The sequence below is a fragment of the Sphingobacterium sp. JUb20 genome (assembly GCF_004342035.1).
Taxonomy (GTDB): Bacteria; Bacteroidota; Bacteroidia; order Sphingobacteriales; family Sphingobacteriaceae; genus Sphingobacterium; species Sphingobacterium anhuiense.
Genome location: NZ_SLYV01000004.1, coordinates 244,231 through 264,628, shown reverse-complemented (window position 1 = coordinate 264,628; position 20,398 = coordinate 244,231). Strand labels below are relative to the sequence as shown.

Below are 20,398 nucleotides of genomic sequence, written 5' to 3'. Positions count from 1 at the left end.
TCAATTGCAATGTAATTTTAAAAAATTGACAAATCAGTAATTCCGATAAAGCATTATTTTTCGAACTCGCCAATATTGATCCCCGGTCATATTTGCAATAAACCCGATCGTAACCGGACCATCATTTGATACTGTAAAATCAAAACCTTTAAGTTCCAAATTTATACTTCCATAAGCACCTGGCACCTGCTTATTACTATCAAAATCAGGCATCACCTGCCCGGGAACAGCCGCTATTTTTACCGTTGAACTTCCTAAACCAAATGCTCCCAATTCAACTAGCAAACTGTAATCTCCTTTAGGTAGCGTAGTCGTCTGATACATTTTTCCGTTAACAATATGAGGAGCTCCCCAACCCGACTCCATATTCAATACCGTATTATCATCCGTACTCCAGCCCCCCATTCCGCTATGATTCTGTACAGCAGCATTAACGATCCAGTTTAACGGATCCCGAAACCGGCCAGCTTGTTGAACAGGTAAAAAAGGTTGTTGAAAATTTTTAAGATATTGCGCAGAAATATCTTTTGTTATCTTCATAGTCTCCGCCTCTTTTACGTAAAAAGTATCGATAGCATTTGCTTTTGGTTTATAAGAAGATCGATATAAAACCGGAGTTCCTATTTTCCAATCTGCAATAACAATCTCATTTTGCAAGCGGTCCACATTTACATTTTTCTGTTTATTCAAAATATCCGTATAAACAATTTCAGTTCCTACATTTCCTTCCTCAGCATTTGCAAATACAGCTATTAATTGATCATTTACATCAATCTTAGCGCTCAATAAAATCCTATTTAAAAGGGTTGCCTCGTAGCGCTCGCCATAGACATTGACAGAAGTCAAGGTTTTAATAGACCGATTCCCTTCCTTATCAAAAGAGTATATATCAAATAAATAAGTTGCCTCCTGCAGATTTTTGATTTCTGCCTCATAAAGTTTTCCTTTAACAGGTTTAAATAGCAATTCTACAGAATCCTGATCTTTATTCCAAAAGGCAAACACTTGATGAGCAGAGTGATTAGCGGGAAGTTCCCATGTCAATCCCACTCTATTACGTCCCGAAAAACTTTTTAAAGAATCCACCTTGGTAGCATAACTGATTTCTCCTCCTTCAATAAATGGCGCAATAGGATCGTTCATTTTAGAGCAACTTATTACAGTCAATAATATGCTCGACAAATACCATAATTTTATTATATTTTTCATATTTTATTATTCTTTATACTGTCCCCAAAACTGCATTTCAGATATTTGCCCTCCATCTAAACCTGACCAACTTTCTAGCATCTTAACACGGATGTAGCGCACCTCCGGTGCAGATGTTAAAACACCATACTCCTCTCCAGCCTGTGCATAGACAATATCATCATTAGTCAATTGCCCTGTTGGCAGACCAGAAGGTTTTTTAGACTCATAAGTCCCAACCAATTCCCAATTTGACCAATCACTAGAAGGATTATTAGATCCCCATATTTCAAATCGCTTTAAGTTGTAATGATTAAATATGAAACTATTGCTTGACGTTCTTGGAAAATATTTAAAACGACTTAACTTCACTTTTTTACCCAGATCAAAAGACACAGACATCGGCATCTTGCCATCTCCTGAATGCCAAGCATCGTCCCCAAAAGTATTATTCCAAATCGCAGGAATATCACGACCAGAACCCAAAGGTGGCGTGTCATTATCATACTTAATGGCCCGATACAGATTCCGATCCAAAAGCAATTCCTCAATCGGTAATATATCTTTAATAATAGGGATGGAAGTATTACCAAACTTGTCTTTGATGACCACTACAAAAGTGACAGGTTCAGGCTCATAACCTCTAATATTAAAAGAGATATTTTTTACTTTTGTATAAAAAGTACTAATAGGTCTTTCCATATTTGAACTTGGCACTTTTTGCGAAACCAAAATCCTAAAATCTGATTCCGACGGATTATTGACAATAATTCCCATTCCTCCAAAATCATCGATCAGTCCAATCGTATTTGCTAACGATATAATCGGGGGCGTTGTGGGCTTGACCTCTATAACAGTAGGTGCAGAACTATTCTCGCCTTTATCAAAAGCCGTTAATTCTACTTTGTACGTCTTTTCCTCTCCAAATCCATCTACCACTAACGAGTCATTATTTTTCGAAGATTTAGTCTCTCTAAAGACTCCGGGTCGGATCTCATACCTCGCTTTCACATAGGACAAATCCACATCAGTCGGGACTTTATAATGTAACACAGCACGTCCGGGACCATTTTCTATTTTAACGTCATTGACCACTCCTGGACCTTTCCCATCCGATGATAGCGGTTCTGTTGTACCTAGATCTTCTTTACAACTAATAGTCCATAACATCGAACCAAGTAAGATCAACCGTAATATTTTAATTTTCATAATAGATCTTTTAATTACCATCCCAAATTTTGAACTAAATTTTTATTGACTAGTATATTATTATCCATGATCGGCCAGAAATAATCTTTTATTTCAAATTGAGGAGTAAACAACACCCTTTCTCTATAAAATCCTTCCATACTTTCCTGATTGATATCCCAACCTTTAATCGTTTGACTCATTTCTTCAGGTGCAGTTTTCCATCTTCTTAAATCCCAGAATCGGCTACCTTCAAAAGCCATCTCAATTAACCGCTCTTGCCGTATAATATCCCGAAGTCCTTCTTTTGTTGTAGGCTTATTAGGGTTAGACGAATAATTTGTCCAAGACTCCTTTACTCCTTTCAAACCAGCGCGTACCCGTACTTTATCCAGATATACAAGCGCATCATCGCTAGGACCATTCGATTCGTTAGCAGCCTCAGCAAACATCAGATATAAATCTGCCAAACGGACATTCGGCCAGGTATAACGTTGGATACTGTAATCACTCCCCTCATACATGGTATTCAGGTAATTAACCAATTTTTTAGGCCAATAACCTGTTGCAGAAAAATTACGGATATTCGTCTTTCCTGCGGTCTCTTTAAATCTGGCTTTGACGTAATTCGTATTAACAGTTCCATCTTCATATTTCCCGAGCCCATACCAGATTCCCCGATCAAATCCCATATCCGCATAAAACCGAGGTTCACGATCAAAATGCAATTGTATGGTAGACTGACCTTCTTTCACATAGTATTTATGATCAACCTCTCCCACGCGATAGGCAAATCGATCAGCGAAAGGATAGGTTTTATCTTCCTTTATCGGCACCCCATTTTTTGAATAAAACAGCTCTGTCATTTTCATAGTAGGTGAAATACACGATAAAATGCTATAATTCCCAACTACACGAGCCATAGAGGCATCTTGCAAAGTAGATGTATTGCTGTTTGTCAATCCCCAGATAATTTCGGGATTCCACTTTTCAGTTATTGCCCCCTGTATTGACAATAAAGTACGTGTTTCAGTTGAAAGCGTTCCTGTTCCTGCTGTAGGTAAAAAATCATACAGTTTGGCACCACTGGCTTCTGCCGAAGCAATCGCTTCTTTCGCCGCATCCATCGCAATCGTCCATTTTTCTTTCTTTTCTACCTGATTGAATAACTGTTTTCCAGTATTATCCATCAATGAAGCCATTTCTGTATTCCCATTAAATAATGGACTCGCAGCGAGTAATAATACACGAGCCTTAATGGCCAGTGCAATTGGTTTTGTAATTCTTCCCAGGTCATTAATCGGGCTTTCTACTTTATCCGGAAGATTTGGAATAGCCTTATCCAAAGTTTCTACAATGTAGTCAACTGTCTCATCAACTGTAGCACGATACACTCTTACTTCTTCAGGTGTTGATGAAATAGGTAGATTCTCCTTTACCAAAACAATAGGACCATACATCCTAAATAAATAAAAGTGATAATAGGCTTTCAAAAAATTCACTTCCGCGATCCACTGATCGCGTTCAAATGAATTAAGATCGCGTGGAATATTAATATTTTCTAGAAAAATATTACAATCCCGAATTCCCTGATAAAGATCTTTACCTCCATATTCTCCATCCCAGTAATTCAGTACCGGATCGGTGATTCCCATTTCTCCACGACCAATAAGCCATGCTCTATAATCAATAATAGGATTTTGATCGATCCCTTCATACAGCCATATTTCATCACCGCCAAGAAATGCAGGGTTTGTCGTTGGATCACCATCAACGGGTAAATAAGAATAACAGGTATACAAATATCGTTCAGCCATTGCTTTACTTACAAAGGCATCCTGTATCGTCGCAATATTATCTGGCACCACATCCAGAAACTTTTTACAAGAGCTGACCATTATAACAATTGTTATCAAAATACCTGATAGTATATTTTTTGTTTTCATAAGTTTAAAAAGTTAGATTGATACCAAAATTGTAAACACGTTGAATCGGATAATTAAACGCATTTCCACCCAACTCAACATCCCATAGCTTGAACTTGCTAAACGTCAGCAAATTATTTCCAAGAGCATATACCCTTAATTTTGATATTTTAAGTTTAGAAAGCCAATGTTCAGGAAGTGTATATCCCAACTCCACCTGTTTCAATCTCAGGAACGAACCATCACGCATAAACCAGGTACTTTGTTGTGCATTGTTATTATTAACGGCAGAACTTAATCTTGGCCAAAGGGCATACAAATTTTTATTCTCTTCAGACCAATGATCGTCAGCATATGCCTTCAGGAATGCCCGTTGGTCGCCGATAAATGGACTTGTAGCCCCATAGTTAATCCAAAAAGACCTTCTCCCTAATCCAGAGAAAAAGGATGAAAAGTCGAGACCTTTATATCCCATGGAAAAACCGAAACCCACAGTTACTTCCGGAGAAGTTGGGAAACCTAACGGAACACGATCTGCATCTGTTATCCGGCCATCTCTATTGATATCCCGAAATTTTATATCGCCAGGCATATATTCACCATAGGTTTGCAAAGGCGAATTACGAATATCCTCTTCATCGATAAACAGACGTTCGGCAATTAAGCCATAGCCTTGACTAAGTGGATTACCGACAACACTTCGGTATTCTTCTCCTTTGGGATACTCGGACTCCTCGTAGACCAGGTATCGATTAGTTGCATACGTAAAATTCGCACGCAATCCCAACCAGTAACCTGAAGCGAAACCTTTATTATAATCTACCGAAGCTTCAAAAGCCTCCGATTTAGCTTTTCCAACATTTGCCCTAACTGCGGCGGCTAAACCCATCGTACTAGGAATAAACGCACGGCTCATCAATATATTCGTACGTAAATCGGTCGAATAATCGGCAACAATCGAAAAGTCTTTAATATTCAAATCTATACCAAGATTCAAACGTCTAGATTTCTCCCAAGTAATTAAGACATTATCATATCGATTGATCGACACACCTGGACGGCTTCGAGTAAAATTTTCCCCAAATGTATAACTCATTGCTGTATTATTCAGTTGAACGTCTGATAAATAAAAAAACCGGTCTTCAGGACCACCAATAGCATCATTACCGATAAAACCATAGGTAGCGCGCAGTTTAAATTGTTTGACGATATCCGACATGGGTTTCCAAAAACTTTCATTTGCAATATTCCAGGCTACCCCAGCAGAGGGAAAAAAACCGTAACGGCTATCTTTATGAAAACGTTCAGAACCATTTAGCCCAAAATTGACTTCAAACATATAACGGCTGTCATAACCATAACTCGCCCTTCCTGAAACTCCTAGATTTCGGTAAGGCAAAGAAGTCTGCAATGAGGTTGTCTCTGCAGTAGATTCAATACTATTTCTTAAAATACCAACCAACAAAGCACTTACGGAATGTTTGTCTGCAAATACTTGATCATAATTTAATGCTAACTCTCCATATGAAGAAGTTGCGACTTCTTTAGGTGATTGTGTATAGTCAAGCGTATTACTACCCGATAGTTCATTTAGTTGAATGAGATTATAAACACCGTTCATCAAGCTCCCTTCATCCAGCATATAGTAGTATGGATTGTATTTTCTGTTAATAGAAAAATATGAACGTCGCTGGGTACTCGCCATAAACCTGAGTTTCAGCCCCTGTAACAAAATTTCAGACAAATCTTGTTTTAATTCCATTTGAGCCAGCATCAAGGACCTTGAATAATCTTGGTATCCTCTTACCATCTCTGCATATGGATTGTTGTAAAAACCAGCACCTTCACTTGATTGATAGTTTCCAAACAAAATATGCTCGGTAAATTCATTTGCCTCATCTGGCTTATAGTATGCCGGAAATCGAACTGGATTGGTGTTCACAATACTCGAATAAACAGCACTTCCCCCATTCAAGGGACCATTATAGTCGTCAAAATTACCATACATCCTGACAGCCAAGTCTGTCGAAGATGTTAATTTCATATCCACATTTGATCGCAGGGAGTACGAATTCAATTTGATATTATTATTAAAATTATTACGCTTATCAACATTTAAAATACCGTTGTCGGTATTCATTGATCCCGTCACAAAATACGAAGCTACCTTCCCGCCCCCTCTTATACTCATATTGGCTTTGGTATTGGTTGTACTTTTCTTGAGCAACATGCCCATCCAGTCATTAGCCGGATAGAGATTAGGATCCATTCCCGCAATTGTTGCATCGATCTTACTTTGAAAGTAAGGCGTTACAGCCTCGGGACTACGGTTTATCGCCGCCTCATTGGCCTTAATCATGTACGTAATAGGATCGGCTAATTCTAAATTTCTGGTAGGTGCAGAAGTATTACGATCCAGTTGAAAGTTTAAGATTGCCTTTCCTTCTCGACCTCTTTTTGTTGTTACTAAAATTACACCGTTGGCACCTCGAGCACCATAAACTGCGGCAGACGTAGCATCTTTCAAAATCGAAAAACTTTCAATATCATTTGGCTGTAGACGGGCCAAATCTGTCGAGTTGAGCTCCAAACCATCAATCAATATCAGGGGTTCTGTTTTATATCCAAAACTGGCTGCACCACGGATAAAAAACTGCGCATTATCCTGCCCTGGTTCTCCCGAAGTTTGATAAGCAATCATACCTGCTACCCGCCCCTGCAAAGCTGTCGTCAGATTACTCGATGAAGTCTTCAGTTCTTTAGGGCTGATCGTCGTCACAGCTCCCACCAGACTCTCCTTCTTTTGTGTTGTACCAAATCCCGTTACAACCACCTCTTCTATACCTTGATTGACACTCGTCAGCATTACATCAAGAGTAGGTTTTTCAACATTCGGAATCTCAAGCGCTGCATATCCCACAGAACGGAAAATAAGTGTTTCTCCTTTATTAATATCTAGAATATAACGTCCATTTTGATCCGTGGTTGTCCCCGTTCCAGACCTGCCTTTTACCGTAACAGATACACTTGATATAGAAGTTCCCAAAGAATCCTTCACCGTACCAGACACCGCTATTTTCTCTTGCTGACTTAGAGGTGCTGCAATTTGTATAGGAGTATAATTGATTTTAGTCACAGCACTCATCTTTCGCACTTCTTCTTTTTTTTCGATGATGATAATGGCTTTTTTCTCCATAATATATTGAAGATCCAGCGGAAATAACACCTGTTGTAAAGCCTCTTCCAACGGAGTATTTACTAATTTTACATTTTTGAGCACTTTCCCCTTTAGCAGGTTTCCTTTCGCGATTATATTATAATTGGTCTTTGATTTAACGACTTTTAAAAAGTCTGTTAAGGAAACATTTGATTTGGAATACGAAATGGTCTGACTAAATGCATTCGCATTTACATGTAAGACCATTAGGAATACGAACGTAAAAACAAGCTTCAGTTTTTTCCACTTGCTTACACCCGGATACTTTTCAAAGCACCGATAGCAGTTCTCTACATTATTCATTATCTTTGGTTAGATTTAAAAATTAACTAGTACGTTTTAATTGGTTATTTTTATCAGTTAGCTAGAGAGTTGCCCCTCTCTAGCTTCATCATAAGTAAATCATTTTATCACCATCACCCTCCTTCCTTTAATTTCAAATTTTGCACTCTGTGTCTTTTGCAGCGCAAGCAGATTTTCTTCCAATTTTTCAGACTTAGACAATGTTCCCCAGATTTCTACTGACCGCAATTCAGCATCAGCAAATTCAAATTCAACATCATACCATCTGGAAAGAGCCTCCGTAACGTCCTCCAGACGAGCTTGGTTAAACATGAATTCTCCATTTTTCCATGCAAGAACTTCATTCACATCAAAATCTTGCACTCGGACATTATTTCCAGATCTTACTGACTGTTGACCAGGAGCTAATACAATACCTCTTTCCTCACGACGTACTGGCGCAACCTGTACACTTCCCTCAGTAAGCGAAGTAATTGATTTTTGCCCCGACCGGTAAGCATAGACATTAAATTTAGTTCCGAGTACTTTAATTTTTTCGTGAGGTGTTTCTACAATAAAAGGTTTATTGTGGAGGTATTTTACTTCAAAGTAAGCTTCACCTTGCAGTTTTACGTAACGCTCATGTTTGGAAAAAGCAACATTAAATTCCAATTTTGAATCGGCATTCATCCACACCATAGTTCCATCAGGGAGATGGATTTTATATTCACCGCCTTTTGGTGTAATGACTGTCGACACTTCATTATTGGATTGATTCGTATTGCCTTCCAAAAAGACGATAGAACCATCTTTCTCTTTGGTGTAAACAAGATCACCTACTTGGCGCTGTTCACCTACTTGTAGATCATCAAAAGTGTGTTCATTTCCTTTAGCATCTTTTATAACTGCCTGTTTGTTTTCTACATGCGCATGTTCGTTTCCGTTATTAAAAGAGAGATATACCCAATAACCAATAATTAGCATTGCCAGAACAGCGGCACAACTTGAGATAATTCGAATAAAATTGATTTGTTTAGGTGGATTATTCTTTTCCTTTATGATGGTATACAGCTTGCGCCCGAGATCCTGCAATTCCTGTTCTGATAATTCAGTTACTTCATTATCATTATAGGAAGTATACCACTGGTCGAGTTCGATCAGTTCTTCTTCAGAAATAGTTTTATCAAGAACTTTTTTTGAAAGTTCTTGAATTCGGTTTAAGGATAATTGGTCCTTCATATGATTTGGTACTTAGGCTTATTATACTACCTACCAATCGTAAAGACCTTATCCCCTACTCCAAAATATTATTTTTTAAAAAAATCTAATACATTTAAGAATTTACGAGAGTTTGCAAACATAAATTTTGCACTCTGGATCTAAAAATAACTTTAAATATTTAAGAATATCAATAGTGCTTTCAATGCACCGCTTGTACCTAAAACGGTACGAATTCGCTTTCGTGCTTTCAATAATTGCGTTTCTACTGTTTTCTCAGAAATTTCCAGCTCCGTCGCTATTTCTTTTTGCGTATACCCACTTTCTACCCGTAGCCGGAAAATAAGCTGACATTTTTCAGGTAACACACATACTGTTCTTTCAATGATTTCACTTAGAAATTTAGCGTCAAGTTCTTCCTCAATCGTAAAATCCAATTGGTTCCTATATTTTGAAAGCCAATCTAAATAGTTCTCCCGATGTTTACTCCGTGCATAATAATTTATAATTTCATACTTTACAGCTTTTGCCAAATAGGGCTGAAATGAGTCTAAGATCTGAACACTAGTTCTTCTTCGCCATAGATTAAAAAAAATAGTCTGAACGATCTCTTCTGCAATTTCATTGTCACGCGTACGATTTTTTGCAACTAAATAAATACTAGCCCAATATCTATTATAGACTTCAGTATATGCCTTTTCAGAGCCTTCATTAATCAATTGGCAAAGCGAATAGTCACTAATATCTTTCATTGGAATAAATTTTAAAGCAGTAAGTTGTCAACCTACTTAGGCAGATTTCATATTAAGTCAAATTGGAGTATCAAATTATAAAAAAAACCAATAAATATCAAGCGTATAATTGATATTTATTGGTTTTTCAAACATAGACATTAAATGTAAATCGGTTATTCAATAAAATCCAGTTCCGCTACAGTAAGAAGTTTTCCTCCTCCAGTTATTTCTGTCGATTCAACCGTGATGTATCGTGCTTGGATATTTTTAGAAAATCGATGTGTGCGCTTTGTCGGATCATTAATTAGATTTCCAAATTCAAATCGTTCAGCATCACTCCAATTCTTTCCGTCATTACTAATTTTTATCACACCTTTAGCCATCATTCCTTTTCCGTGCTCTTTTTGTGGTGTATAACTAAATGCCGTTAAATTATACTGCTGTCCAAGATCTATCGAAATATGTTGTGCAGCGCCATTATCATTAGATTGCCAATACGTTTTTGGGTCTGCATCGAAAGCCAACTTCGCACCATGCTTATCAACCTCACTGCTATTATCGATAATTTGCCACTGCTTTTTAGCAATGCCAATTGTTTCTTCTGCAACCGCACCGACCAATTTATCAGCACTGATTGCTACAGCTTTTATCTGACCACCTTTTACATCGATCGGCTGCGTATACACAGACGACTGTGCTGTAGGCTGACTGCCATCTAACGTGTAGTGTATTTTAAAATTGGTGTTTAGATTTTTAAGAATATCCTCACCATGGGGTTTCCATCCAAATTCACTCTTCAAAGGAACAATAGCAACCATACCATCTACACTGCGATTAAAGACCAATTGCGGAGGTCTTCCCGGAGCATAATGTGCGGCAACGTTACTGACAATCGGAGTTGCCCGACTCTCCAATACTCGTATACGAAACTTATCCGATGTCACTTCAGGGAAACGGAGAATACGTTTGTAGCCCACATTAGTCGCATGCGCGATCTCTTTCCATTGACCATCAATCCAAGCATCTAAAGCATGCTTTTCAATACGTTCACCATTTGTGCTTACTGCTTCCTGAATAACAAAACGATTTATTTTAACAGGTTTTACTGTTGTGTAAATCAGTTCCGGATTTTTATCCGACAACAGGGTAAAAGATTCCATATTGTCATCCAATGTTTCTTTGCTTCCTTTTGCTCCCCGCAAAAGATTCTGACCATAAGTTTCTTTAATACGGCTTCCTACTTCATGTAGCACCTTAACGTCTTCAGGTGAAAATTTTCCATCTCTATTCGGCGGAATATTCAGAAGAAACGTAGAATTACCGCCGACCGATCGTTCATAAATATCAAAAACGTCATCTGTGCTTCTCACTTTCTGATGCGTATCGTCTCTATAAAACCATCCTTCTCGAATCGAAGTATTTGTTTCGGCCTGTTGGTAATGTAGGTATTTAGCTTTTAATACCTTCGCCCGACTTCCCAAATCTTCATCTGTAAGATCAAGAAAATTCTGAAGGCCTGCAGGATCGTCATGATATGGAATTACATTCCATTCAGTGCTTCTGGTGTTTCCAGATTCATTCCCACACCATCTGATATCTTCTTTTCCAAAAATTACTGCCTCCGGAGCCAACTTTTTAATCAGTTCACGCCACGCATCGTAATTGTATTTTTGTCCACCCTTTGTTTTCGGATGTGCACCATCAAACCAGACCTCGTGTACCGGACCGTATTCCGTCAGTAATTCAAACAGTTGATTTAAGAAATATTCGTTATAATCATCTACTTTAAAATTGAATTTTGTTTTATTTTTAAATGGTCTTCCTGCCACTTCACGGGGAATTGTTCGTTGCGTGTATTCGCTTAAATTACCATAAAGCCCTTCAGGACTTTCAATTTGAAAAAGATCTGCTGGAGATAAATAGACCCCCAGTTTTAATCCATACTTCTTACAGGAAGCTGTTAAGTCTTTCAAGATATCACCTTTTCCTTCTCTGAATCCGGTAGACATAATACCATGTTTCGTATACCTACTTTGCCAAAGAACGAAACCATCATGATGTTTTACCGTAATGATTACTTTTTTCATACCCGCGGCTTTCATTGCCTCGCACCATTGGTCGGTGTCCAGATTTTTGAGATCAAAGATCTTCGGGTCTTCCATACCATTTCCCCATTCCATTTTAGTAAATGTATTGGGACCAACATGGATAAAAGCAATAAATTCATTTTTTAAAGCCTGGTATTGATTTGCTGTAGGCACAACATGAACGGCTTTCCTTAATATATCTTCAGGACTATCGGTACTCTTAATTTCGTACGTATTCTTAACAGGTATTTTCTTACTATTCACTTGCGCATGACCATATATAGAAACAAGCCCTAACATAGATGTCAATAGGATAGATTTATTCATAATTCTAATAATTTGATTAACATAGTTATTTAGATTTTGAATAATAGTACTGAGCATTATTCAATGTGCAATTTACTTTGTACTACTGGAAAAGATGAATACTAAATTAACGTATACTAAGCCTATATTACCATTTTAAAGTTTCAAAAAGGTATTAAATTCTACTTTTCCTTGAAGGAACTAATTTAAACATGCTCTGATATCTAATACAACTTCCTTAAAATACGATAAATAATAAATTTCGATCTTCATAGCACTTCATTATTAATTTGATCAAGCGTAAGAGAATTACTGTTGCAGCACAGATTAACGTCTATGTATGTACAATAAAAAAATATCCACCATCTCTTACTTACTATCAACTCGATATTAATACATCTTTTTGCGTGTTTTATACATTTTTTACCCAACACCATGTATATACATTTGTTACAAAACTAACTATATCACTATCTTATGTATAATTACCAATTCAAATTTTCGATTGGGATCATGAAACCATTTCGAATACTTTTCAAGAAGAACAGACTTTTGTTCTCAATCGTGTCATTCTTATTATCATTAAATGTATTGTATGCACAGACAGCGATTAAAATCAATGGTACCGTTTTCAATGAAAAAGGTATTGCCTTAGAAGGAGTAACAGTAGCGATTAAAACAACCACTGCTGGTACCCAAACAGATGCTCAAGGAAAGTTCTCACTTACAGCGCCTAATGAGCAATCCATCTTATCCATTTCCTACTTGAACATGGTCAAGCAAGAAGTAAAAGTTGGCAGTACACGAAACTTCAATATCACCTTACAATCAACAGAACAAGCAATTGATGAAGTTGTCGTTGTTGGATATGGTACCCAAAAGAAAACATCGCTAACTGCGGCTGTCTCTACCTTAAGTGGTTCAGAGATTACACGTGTACCTGTCGCAAACTTAAGCAATGCTATTGGAGGTCGCGTACCAGGAGTAATCTTTAAACAGAATAGTGGCGAACCTGGTCAAGATGGTTCTAGCCTGCTGATACGGGGTACCGGCACGACTGGTAATGCATCGCCACTTGTCATCGTAGATGGAGTACCGAGAAGTTTCAATCAACTTGATCCCAATAGTGTGGAAAGTTTTACATTTTTAAAAGATGCAGCAGCAGTCGCGCCATACGGTGTAGCCGGAGCAAATGGCGTTATACTCGTAACCACAAAAAAAGGAAAAGTAGGGCGTACAAATCTATCATACAATGGGTATTATGGGTTACAAAATCCAACCATGCTTCCGAAGATGGTCAATTCATTTGAATATGGAACGATGCGAAATGCAGCAAATGCCAACGTAGGTGCAGCGCCAGTATATACCGAAGAACAACTGAATAAATATAGAGATGGTTCAGATCCTGACGTATATCCAAATCACGATGTCTTGAATGAACTTATCAATAAAAACTCACCGATCATGGGTCATAATCTGTCCATTTCTGGAGGTAGTGAAAAGATTCGCTATTTTGGAGCTTTAGGATACATGAGCCAAGATGGTATGTGGGGACCAACGGGTTTCAAAAGGTACAATATGACCTCTAACATTGAACTTCAAGCGACCAGTACAACCAAATTTGCCCTTAATCTAAGCGGTCGTATAGAAGAAAAAAAATACCCAGGAAAAGGTGCTTCATCTATTTTTGATCAATTATATAGAACACCACCGACTGCACCACTTTTATTTAGCAACGGATTACCAGGTTCATACATTGGTCGATCTGCCTATGGAAACATATTCCAAAGTGGTTCTTCAGAAAGTCAAAAGCAGGTACTATTATCACAGATTACTATCGACCAACAATTACCATTTTTAAAAGGTCTGAGCGCAAAAGCAGTTTTCAGTTATGATCTAAACGATGTAAATGGAGCTGGATTATCAAAAACATGGCTTACTCCTATTCCCTATTATACAGTAGATACCAAGACGAATCCTTACACTTACCCACAAGCCGGTACAGATGGTCCTGCAAAACCTTCTTATGACATGAGCTATGCGCAAAATCAAGCGCTTACTTATCAAGCTTTCCTAAATTATTTACAGACATTTGGTAAGCATGATGTGAGTGCAACAGCTGTATACGAGTACAGAAATGGAAAATTTTTAAATCTAGCTGCCGGCCGTCGCAATTATAATGTAAACATTCCGGAAATTAATAATGGTAGCCCAGTTGCTACCGATCTAAGTAATAGCGGATCATCAAGTGAATCAAAGCAAAATGGTTTTATATTCCGAGGAAATTATGCATATGACAGCCGATATCTTTTCGAAGTATCAGGTAGAATGGACGGTCATTATGCCTTTGCTCCAGATAAAAGATATCATTTCTTTCCTGCTGCATCATTAGGTTGGCGTATATCAAATGAGAAGTTTATGCAAGGTCAAACAGCATGGTTAGACAATCTTAAATTACGTGCTTCCTATGGTATAAGCGGTGCTTTACCTTATATTGATGGCAACCTCGCTCTTTTTCAATACTTATCGTCATATGCTGCTTATACCCCTAGTGCAGTCCTGGAAGGTGTAACCACACAGGGTCTTTATGAAACAGTAGAAGCAAATCCTGATATCACCTGGGAAACTGCTAAAAAAACTAATATCGGTTTTGAGTTATCGATCTATAAAGGTTTATTCAGTATAGAAGCCGATTATTTCACTGAAGACCGAAACGACATGCTAACTGCACCGCAGGTACTTCTTCCATCCGAGTACGGAATTGGAGTTGCGCAACGCAATGCCGGTCGTATGAAAAACCGTGGTTTTGATTTCAGTGCAATCAGCAGATTCACGATTGCTGATGATATCAAAATACAATTGGCAGGAAATTTCACTTTTGCGAAGAACAAACTTGTTGAAGTTTTTGAAAATGAAGTGACTAAAATCAATCCAAATAGAAGCCGTACCGGAAGACCTCTAGGCACACAGTTTGGTTACCGCTCATTAGGATTATTTCAGGCAAGTGATGATTTAGATGGCGATGGTATCATCCAATCTTCTGAATATGGTGTTGCGCAATTCGGAACATTGAGACCTGGTGATATCAAGTATGAAGATGTCAATGGCGATAATAAGATTACACCTGATGATGAGGTTGAAATCGGCAAACCAACAACTCCAATTGTTATTTATGGATTTTCACCTTCTATTTCATACAAAAATATAGATCTTAACATGCTGTTTCAAGGAGCAACAGGAAGAAATTTCTACATCAATGGACAGGCGGCCTATCCATTTTTCAACTCAGGTTCGGCATTAAAATCTACAATGGATTATTGGACACCTGAAAACACAGACGCTCAGTATCCACGACTTACTCCCACACCAACTGATAATAATAGTAGGACATCAAGTTTTTGGATGAGAAGCGGAAGCTATCTGCGTCTCAAATCTATCGAACTAGGCTATACACTACCGTCAACTTGGATTAAAAACATTCAATCTGTACGTGTATATGCTTCAGGCCAAAACCTACTGACATGGAGTAAAGAAATCAAAGATTTTGATCCCGAAATCAGTGCTTCCAATGGTAACTATTACCCACAACAGTCCGTTGTATCATTTGGTCTAAATGTCAATTTTTAAATCTCCATCAACATGAATAAATTAAAAACATTAAAATATGTGTTGGCTTTTAGCCTTCTTTCTACATATAGCTTTCAATCTTGTCAAAAACCAGACACACTGCTTGAAGTTGAACCACGTGATCGGTTCTCTGATGGCAACGTCTGGACAGATAAGGGTGCTGCCGACTTATTCTTAAATGATATTTACAAAAACTTACCTTCTGGAAATACCTGGACAGAGACTTTTGACAACTGGTCCGACAATTCGGTATGTGGCTTTGGCTGGGTGAGTTCCCGTAAGCAGGAAGTTTTACAAGGGATGTACACCCCAAATAATTTATCTTTCGGCGAAATAGGCGGCATGTACAATTGGGGCAATTACAACATCATCCGAAAATGTAATATATTCATTAAAAATATCGAAACCTCCCCACTGCCAGAAGAGTACAAAAAACTACGTGTTGCTGAAGTAAGAGTGCTACGTGCTTATTTTTACCATTTGCTGTGGATGGCTTATGGTGGTGTACCAATCATAACAGATGTATTGAACAGTGCACAACAGGGTGATGATATCTTTAGAGCAAGAAATACTTTTGATGAAACATTAGCTTTCATCACGAAAGAATGTGCAGAAGCTTATGCTGATCTTCCGGCAACACCTGCCTCTGGACGAATGTCAAAAGGTAGTGCTATGGTCATTAAGGGCTGGTGTGAATTGTTTGCTAATAAATGGGCTGATGCTGCCGCCAGCAATAAAAAAATAATGGATGAACTTCCTTATGATTTGCATCCTCAATATGGCGCATTCTTCCTGACAAAAGGTAATGAGAGTAAAGAATCCATTATGTATAAGGAATACATACCGGGATCAAGTGCTACCGGTGGTAACATAGAAGGTATCTTCGGCCCTACTTTCACCGCATCCGGAGCAGAAACGAGTTGGGGAGCTGTCAATCCGACTCAAGAATTAGTCGATGATTATGCTATGGAGAATGGAAAACCAATTACAGACCCTACTTCAGGATATAATCCTCAAGACCCTTACAAAAACAGAGAAAAGCGTTTTTACGAATCCATTGTTTATGATGGTTCATTCTGGTATAATGATAATATCTTTACGCGTCAAGGTATTGGCAGTAAAAATGAGATCGATCTAGCGGATAAAGATGATGCGACACAGACAGGTTATTATTTAAGAAAACGCTTGAGTGATAAAATCACCTTAGGCGCTCCAAGCTGGGATGGCTATACCAGTCCACAAAACTATAGTTTCTTCCGATTTGGAGAGGTATTATTAAATTATGCAGAAGCTCAAAATGAAGCAGTTGGTCCAGACGGGTCTGTATATGCTGCGATCAATAGAATCAGAAAGCGCGCAGACATACCAGATCTTCAAGCAGGACTATCAAAAGATGCCATGCGCGAGATCATTCGCCGTGAACGCAGGGTAGAACTAGCATTCGAAGACAAACGTTGGTGGGATCTTATCAGATGGCGCATTGCGGAAGTCAATCTGAATAAACCGATGCATGGTATTGCGATCAAAGAAGAAAATGGAGTACTAAAATATAACAAAATCGAAGTATTTGGACTTCCAAGAAAATTTGACGCAAGTAAAAACTACCTATTCCCGATACCGCAATCGGTTATCGATCAAAACAAAAATCTAAAAGGTCATCAAAACCCTAATTATTAGATCTAATAAAAAAAGAGGTGCTATTCTATTAAGAATAGCACCTCTTTTATGTATATAACTACTTTTTTTAATAAATACTCTTGGGATCTGTTTTCAATTGTTCTTTATTTGTTTTAATCATCAATGCTTTAATCTGCTCCGGATTTTGAATGACTGTTGGATTAAATTGATTGCTATTCATATAATCCAGCGTAGAGATCAACAATTGCTTTGCCACAAAACGTTCATCCAATTTTTGAGATAGATCTATCGACACCAACATCAATTTACCAGTCCCTACCTTCGCTTCATAAGCTAGAGCCAATTTGCGGTTGTTAGCAAAATTATCCACCATCTGAATCACTGATTGACCACCTGACAATGAATCAACGATCATTGTTGTGGAATTGATATTCAGATCCCACCATTGCCAGTTGTTATGCAAGTCTGTTGGAAATTTTTTAAACATCGCGTGATTAGGATCAACCAACATTCCCATTGTTCCCGCCTGTTTAGGAAAATGAACCGGGCTCCAGAATACAGGTACAAATTTTCCTTCTAGTCCTTTTATCTTTTTCCAATCCGGATTCAATAAGACCTTCTTACCTTGATTCAGCAGTACAAATGCTTCATTCACATCTCTTGTGTAATGCACATCGCCATAGGAAACTTTTTCTGATGCAGGATATACCCAGATATCCCATTTATTGGTATATGCAGTACCTTTCAGATCAACTTCCACAGACAGTTTTGATGCCGTCGGTACTTCTCCCAAATCAAACTGCAATTGTCCAATGCCTGCATTGTATCCATTGGAAAGATTACCAACAACTGTTCCGCTTTTTAAGAGTTTTTCTCCTTCTTTGATCCGCCATACGATTTCCTGGTTTTTAAGTATTTTGCCACCATAATTTGATACCGCGATCTGCGCTTCAAATCGCTCTGAGTTCGTGTACGTGGCCTTTGGAAAATGGAGTAAAGGAACAATCGGCGCATTAAACTGGCTGAAAGTTTTCGCATCAATCACACCCTTACTATCCCAGAAAGCATCAAGCAATCCAACCAAAGCCGTTCCCTGGCCAGGAAAATCATGCAGATCCAACAATTGAAAACCACTGATTCCACCCGTTTTAAGCGCTCTTTCAATTTCTTCTTTATACAGTATTGCTGCTAACTTTCCTGAGGCCGCTGTGAAAGCCGCTGCTTGCCCCAACATCCCTTTCTTTTCCAGATCATTTTTTACCGCCTTAAAATTGATTGGCTCCAATACACCCGTATATTTATCAATCTCTTTCAGATTAGGGTATACTGCGTATTGACCGATTTCATGGGTTACAATTGGAACTTGAAAATTCGCTACCGCTTTTTCATAATTTGTATTAAATGCCGGTGATTTCGAATTAAATACACCCTGTCCCCTTACCCAACCATCTTTCGTATATTGGGTAATCAGAAAATCGTCATTATATTCAGGTCGATCTCCATGTCCACTTTCAAACGTGTAAGATGTATTAGCATACAGATGCCTTTTATCAACCGATTTCAATGAATCGACCAACTTATTTAAGGTTTTCATATCACCCTGCAACTCATTACCCATACTCCACATCATAAAAGAAGGATGATTACCATATTCACGAATCATACGGCTTGCTTCCTGGTATAAAAATGAAGTCATTCCAGCATCTTGTCCGATCGTTAAAGACCATACCGGAAGCTCTACCTGCAAGTACATCCCGATTTCATCCGCAACATCAAATGCAGCCTTTGGCGGACACCAAGAATGAAATCTGATGTGGTTCAAACCCCATTCCTTTGCCGTCATAAAAACTTTCTCCCATCCCGCTTTATCCATCGGAGGATGTCCGGTTAAAGGAAAAATATTACATTCTAAAGTACCGCGCAGGAAAACAGGCATGCCATTCAATTCAAAAGCATTGCCCTTTGATGCAAATTCGCGCATACCAAAACGAACATTTTCCTTAGATTGATGTTTTTTGGTTTTCAAGAATACCTCGCAAGTATATAGATCAGGAGTAAACTCACTCCACGTCTTCACATCACCTGCAATCGGATATTCGTATTCCAGTTCTGTTACACCGGGATTCAAAACAAGTTTCTTGTTCGGGTATATTTCATTTTTAGCTTGCTGTCCAATCTGCACATTAAGGGTACCCTTAATTGCCTTACTATCAAAATTATGTGCCTTAACCTTTACGCGAACTATTTTTCGAACTAAATCAGGAAAAACCTGTAAATCGGAAAGGTTAACCTGATCTAATGCCTGCAGACTAATTTCACCGATAACACCATTCCAGATAATCTGTGTATGATCGGTATAAGCATGTCCCATATTATCAGTACTGATATCAAAAAGCTTACGGTTGTCCACTCTGATTGTAATCTGTTGCTCTTTTCCCGCCTTTAAATAAGGTGTTATATCATAAAAATGAGGGGCAATTAGACTATTTTCCTCCAATTCTACCTTTTGACCATCTACCCAGACATTTGTTTTCCAGATTGTTCTTTCCAGTTTTAAGATCACCCTCTTCTTGTCCCAAGCCTTGGGTATAGCGATAGCTTTACTATACCAGGCAGAACCTAGATACGCATGTTTACGTGTCAAGTGTGACACTTGTGGTTTTTGAAGAGCGGGCTTTAGCGTATTTGCAGTTCCCAAACCAGCATCATCAGTCGTACCCGGTAAAAGCATGGACTGCTTAAAATATTGTGTCGGCCACCCCTGCTTCTCGCCAACATCCAAAGAATCCAATGCAACCGACCATTTGCCGGAGAGATCCAGTTTCTCCTGCGCATAACCAACAGCACCAAAGGTCAAGCCATTTAGAAGCAGACCATAGCGAAGAAAGTTTTTAATTGTTATCATAGTTTTTGTTTATACCTTATTCAACATCGTGTATTTAACACAATCACAAATTTAGCTAGCAGACAGCGGTATAGACAATAGAC

At 38.3% G+C, this 20,398-nt stretch carries 10 protein-coding genes; 2 read left to right on the top strand and 8 right to left on the bottom strand.

Annotated elements, in window-relative coordinates; all coding sequences use genetic code 11:
* Positions 1–33 precede the first annotated feature (33 nt).
* From EDF66_RS08840 to EDF66_RS08810, 7 genes are all read right to left on the bottom strand, one after another.
* The gene (locus tag EDF66_RS08840) at positions 34–1,209 is read right to left on the bottom strand and encodes a DUF4998 domain-containing protein (RefSeq protein WP_132842068.1); all 1,176 of its coding nucleotides are present in this window, start codon (positions 1,207–1,209) and stop codon (positions 34–36) included.
* Positions 1,210–1,215: 6 nt separating this feature from the next.
* Complete coding sequence (locus EDF66_RS08835; protein WP_165902409.1) at positions 1,216–2,397, bottom strand: DUF5000 domain-containing lipoprotein; 1,182 nt, start codon at positions 2,395–2,397, stop codon at positions 1,216–1,218.
* Between the two features lie 14 nt (positions 2,398–2,411).
* Positions 2,412–4,322: a RagB/SusD family nutrient uptake outer membrane protein gene (locus tag EDF66_RS08830; RefSeq protein ID WP_132842066.1), complete on the bottom strand. Its 1,911-nt coding sequence runs from the start codon at positions 4,320–4,322 to the stop codon at positions 2,412–2,414.
* Between the two features lie 4 nt (positions 4,323–4,326).
* Positions 4,327–7,821, bottom strand: a complete 3,495-nt coding sequence (locus tag EDF66_RS08825) for a SusC/RagA family TonB-linked outer membrane protein (RefSeq protein ID WP_132842065.1) — start codon at positions 7,819–7,821, stop codon at positions 4,327–4,329.
* Positions 7,822–7,920: 99 nt separating this feature from the next.
* Positions 7,921–9,039, bottom strand: coding sequence for a FecR family protein (locus tag EDF66_RS08820; protein WP_132842063.1), 1,119 nt, complete (start codon positions 9,037–9,039; stop codon positions 7,921–7,923).
* Positions 9,040–9,191: 152 nt separating this feature from the next.
* On the bottom strand, positions 9,192–9,770 hold the full coding sequence (locus tag EDF66_RS08815; protein ID WP_132842062.1) for an RNA polymerase sigma factor: 579 nt from the start codon (positions 9,768–9,770) through the stop codon (positions 9,192–9,194).
* Between the two features lie 155 nt (positions 9,771–9,925).
* Positions 9,926–12,166, bottom strand: coding sequence for an alpha-L-fucosidase (locus tag EDF66_RS08810; RefSeq protein WP_132842061.1), 2,241 nt, complete (start codon positions 12,164–12,166; stop codon positions 9,926–9,928).
* A gap of 492 nt (positions 12,167–12,658) precedes the next feature.
* Here EDF66_RS08810 and EDF66_RS08805 point away from each other — a divergent pair, with 492 nt between their 5' ends.
* Positions 12,659–15,772, top strand: a complete 3,114-nt coding sequence (locus EDF66_RS08805; protein WP_207898546.1) for a SusC/RagA family TonB-linked outer membrane protein — start codon at positions 12,659–12,661, stop codon at positions 15,770–15,772.
* 12 nt (positions 15,773–15,784) lie between these two features.
* Entirely contained in the window at positions 15,785–17,449 is a 1,665-nt protein-coding gene (locus tag EDF66_RS08800) for a RagB/SusD family nutrient uptake outer membrane protein (protein WP_132842057.1), read from the top strand.
* Between the two features lie 67 nt (positions 17,450–17,516).
* On the opposite strand, the gene EDF66_RS08795 is transcribed toward EDF66_RS08800, so the two are convergent.
* Entirely contained in the window at positions 17,517–20,315 is a 2,799-nt protein-coding gene (locus EDF66_RS08795) for a sugar-binding domain-containing protein (RefSeq protein ID WP_207898544.1), read from the bottom strand.
* Positions 20,316–20,398: the final 83 nt, after the last annotated feature.